Here is a 4,073-nt window from a genome sequence, read left to right on the forward strand (position 1 = left end):
AGAAGCAGCGAGCCATCTACGCTGACGCTGTTGCCGCGCTCGCAGATCCGCAGCGGACCCGCCTCGTCCTGGTCTCGCGCGCCCAGCGTTCGACGCTCGCCGAAATTACCCGCACCCACCGCGAACTCGCCGACATCGGACTGACCCATCAGCATGTCGTGATCAACGGTGTCCTCCCGGCACCGGGCGACGACACCGATCCACTCGCGACCGCGATCTACCGGCGTGAACAAGCCGCGATAGCCGGCCTGCCCGACGAATTGGCGCAGCTGCCCACCGATCAGGTCCCGCTCAAAGCGACCAATATCGTCGGCATCGACGCACTCGAAAGCCTCTTCACCCCCGACCTCAGCCCGGTATCCGCCGCCTCAGCGGACCCGGCCCTGCAGCTACCCAGTGCTCCGCTCTCATCCCTGATCGACGAACTCGACACCGACGATCACGGCCTGATCATGTGCATGGGCAAAGGCGGAGTCGGCAAGACCACCATCGCAGCCGCCATCGCTGTCGCCCTCGCCGAACGCGGCCACCAGGTGCACCTGACCACCACCGACCCGGCCGCACATCTGACAGAAACCTTGAACGGGGAACTCGACAACCTCCAGGTCTCCCGAATCGACCCCGCCGAAGCCACCGAGCAGTACCGCACCCGGGTTCTGACCACCAAAGGCAAGAACCTCGACGAACGCGGACGCGCGAACCTCGCCGAAGACCTCCGATCACCCTGCACCGAGGAAGTGGCGGTCTTTCAGGCGTTTTCGCGGGTGATTCACGAATCGAGCCGCAAATTCGTCGTCGTCGACACCGCCCCGACCGGGCACACTTTGTTGTTGCTCGACGCCACCGGCTCCTACCACCGGGAAATCGCCCGCCAAATGGGTGAGAACACGAACTTCACCACCCCGCTCATGCGGCTCCAGGACCCGAACGCCACGAAAGTCCTACTCGTGACCCTCGCTGAAACCACACCTGTCCTCGAGGCCGCCGGTCTGCAAGCCGACCTGCAACGCGCAGGCATTCACCCTTGGGCGTGGGTGGTCAACAACTCCCTCGCGGCAGCCGAACCGACCTCGACGCTCCTGCAGCAACGCGCAGCCGGAGAGATCACCGAAATCGACAGCATCACAAACAAATACAGCCAGCGAACCGCCATCGTCCCGATGCTCGCCGAAGAACCGGGACTATCTCGTTAACGGTGTTTCGGCCGTTTTCATCAGTAGGTTTCTGATCCGGGCCAACGATCCGCGAACGTGATCGCGAAGGCATTGAGAGCGGGTTTCCACCGTGTGATCCATCGTGCCTGACCTTTGCCTGTCGGGTCCAGCGAACGGGTCACCAGGTACAAACATTTGAGCGCGGCTTGCTCGCTGGGGAAATGACCGCGAGCTTTGACCGCCCTCCGGTAGCGCGCATTCAGCGACTCAATAGAATTGGTAGAGCATATGACTCGACGTATCTCCGTGTCATAGTCAAGGAACGGGATGAACTCCTCCCACGCGTTGTCCCATAGCCGGATGATCGCCGGATACCGCTTGCCCCAGTTCTCGGCAAGGTCGTCGAAAGCAGCCCGCGCCGCTGCCTCACTCGGCGCGGTGTAGATCGGCTTCAGTTCCCGCTTCAGTGCGTCCCAGTGCTGACGTGCCGAGAGCCGAAAGGTGTTGCGGATCAGGTGCACCACACAGGTCTGGACCGTGGTGGCCGGCCACACATGCTCGACAACCTCCGGCAGGCCCTTGAGACCGTCGCAGACGAGAAAGAAAACGTCTTTGGTGCCACGGTTACGGATGTCAGTGAGCACGCTCATCCAGAACTTGGCGCCCTCGCCGCCCGTGCCGGCCCACAAACCAAGCACGTCGCGGCGCCCGTCCAGGCTCACCCCGATGGCCGCGTAGATCGGCCTGTTCGCGACCTGGCCGTCGCGGATCTTGACCACGATGGCATCGATGAAGATCGCGGCGTACACCTCATCGAGCGGACGTGCAGACCAATCCTGCATCTCCTCGATCACCTTGTCGGTGATCCGAGAAATCGTCTCCTTCGAGACCGATGCACCGTAGATTTCAGCGAAGTGCGCGCTGATCTCCCCAGTCGTTAACCCTTTGGCGTACAACGATAAAACGATCTCATCAACGCCGTTGAGCCGACGCTGCCGCTTCTTGACGATCTGCGGTTCGAACGTCCCTTCGCGGTCTCGGGGGACTTCGATCGGGACCTGCCCGGTCGACTCGGTCAGTACCGTCTTCGACCGAGTGCCGTTGCGGATATTTGTTGATGCCCGATCCGGGTTGGCCTGGTTCTTGTCGTGCCCGAGATGCTCGGTCATCTCCTCGTTCAATGCCGTTTCCAGGACCGTCTTGGTGAACTGCTTGAGCAGCCCATCCGGGCCCGTCAGCGACAGGCCCTGCTCTCTCGCCAAGCGCACGAGCTCCGCTGCCGCCGCCTCCTCGGCCGACGGTGGTGTCGACTTCTTCTTCGTCACATCATCCAGTGTCGTCATCACGGCACCCTTCTCGCCGGGCATTCACCCAGCGTGTCGGGCCGAAACACCGTTTAAGAAACACTCCCGAAGAACCCGTCGGCACAGATGCATTGGCGGCGTTGAGTAAGGCCTGACGGGAGTAGGAATCGACTTCTGGCTGGTCATTTTCGTTGGCTGGATATGGTGGCGACGGCTTCTCTCGCCGCGCTCCGGTATGCCGTGATCCGGGGTCGGACCACACGACTCTCGGTGATACACACTCGCCAGGAAGACAACAGCATCTCGGTTTCCCCTCTGCGGTCAATGACCGACGGTACACAAGCTCGCCGGAGTAACCGTGCGCGTCACCGATGCCGGCGGAACCAATGTTGTTGAGATCGACATGCTGGTGACCGCTGATGCTATCGCCGAAGCCCGGGATTGAAGTGACCCGAACTCCCGGGGCTTTGCTTTGCGATGTGCGACTATAAGTTCATGCTCGATCCGGGCGCAAAGGGCAGTGACGTAGTGGTGATACCGCAACGAACTTTATGGTGGGCGGTCGACGAGCTCTGCCGTGCGTTGCCGCACGAGGTGCTTCGAAAACTGAAAGTGAGATCGGGCGAGGACCTAGCCGCCATTTCAACGACTGCATTCCTAGCCTGTGCGCCGACTAGCGTTGATTGTGCTGGCGAACCAGACTTGATCTTCGATCTTTCGCATTCGAAATCGGAGCGCAGCCCCATATCGTCGATGGGTTTGGCGAATAAGAGGTTTGCGGACTTCGAAGTGAAATCGATTGGTCTTTGGTACCGAAAGTTTGACGCCACGATTGATCAATCCCTTGGGCGTGGCGAAATTCCGATGGTGACGACGTTCACCGCAGCTGTTACGACTGTAAACGAGGTCCTGGCAGGTGAAGGCCTCAATCAGATTGATCGCGCGCTCCGCCAACTAAACAAGAAAGTGAGGGTTGCGCACTCGAAGAACATATTTCTGATTGCCCATCCCTTTGACTATCCCGTCGTTGAAATGGACGTTGCTCCTATCGTGGCACACCTTCTGAACCCACTGGACGGGATTGTTGGCGTAGACACCGTCTGGGTGATGTGGCCGGATGTCTTCTTTGTGATGTGGTCATCCCACAATGCCCGGTGGGTGAATCTGTTGTTTGACTCTCGAGAACAGAGCAAGGATCACTCATCTGCTTGGGACGACCTCGAGTTGCTGCAGCAAGTCCAAGTTGAGTTTCAGCGTCGTATCGACGGTGAAACGAACTCTCCGTACATATTTCGACTTGAGTAACGGGTTGTTTGAGGTGTTGTGGGTCGGCGAGCTCAAGAGCTGACAGCCAAGCCCGGACATCGTTTGCGGTCTATCCGCTTTTTAGCGTGGCGTTTCGCAGGTTTGACTTCTTGTGTGCAGATGCCGGCCCGAAAAGATGTCGTAGAGGTCGGCATGCTGGGGACCGCTGATCGGAGGTCGAAATCGCGGTCTTGTAGCCACCTTTCCTTCGCCTGTCTGCGGTGGTGCCGGCGGCCGGTGAGGTAGTGGTTTCTCACGTCCCCGGCACAGGGTGCGCCGGGGACGTGAGAAACGATTCTAGCGCCTATTT

Annotated in this window: 3 protein-coding genes; 2 read left to right on the top strand and 1 reads right to left on the bottom strand. The window is 59.9% G+C overall.

Features of this window, described 5'->3' with window-relative positions; translation table 11 throughout:
• Positions 1–1,193, top strand: a 1,193-nt coding sequence (locus ACF1A5_RS33760; RefSeq protein WP_392196660.1) for an ArsA-related P-loop ATPase, incomplete at its 5' end; no start/stop codon positions are given.
• Between the two features lie 20 nt (positions 1,194–1,213).
• Here the strand turns inward: ACF1A5_RS33760 and ACF1A5_RS33765 are convergent.
• The gene (locus ACF1A5_RS33765) at positions 1,214–2,497 is read right to left on the bottom strand and encodes an IS256 family transposase (protein WP_209923685.1); all 1,284 of its coding nucleotides are present in this window, start codon (positions 2,495–2,497) and stop codon (positions 1,214–1,216) included.
• A gap of 456 nt (positions 2,498–2,953) precedes the next feature.
• Here ACF1A5_RS33765 and ACF1A5_RS33770 point away from each other — a divergent pair, with 456 nt between their 5' ends.
• Entirely contained in the window at positions 2,954–3,763 is an 810-nt protein-coding gene (locus ACF1A5_RS33770) for a hypothetical protein (RefSeq protein WP_128638076.1), read from the top strand.
• Positions 3,764–4,073 lie beyond the last annotated feature (310 nt).

Source organism: Streptomyces sp. NPDC014864 (assembly GCF_043081525.1).
In the GTDB taxonomy this organism is placed as follows: Bacteria; Actinomycetota; Actinomycetes; order Streptomycetales; family Streptomycetaceae; genus Streptomyces.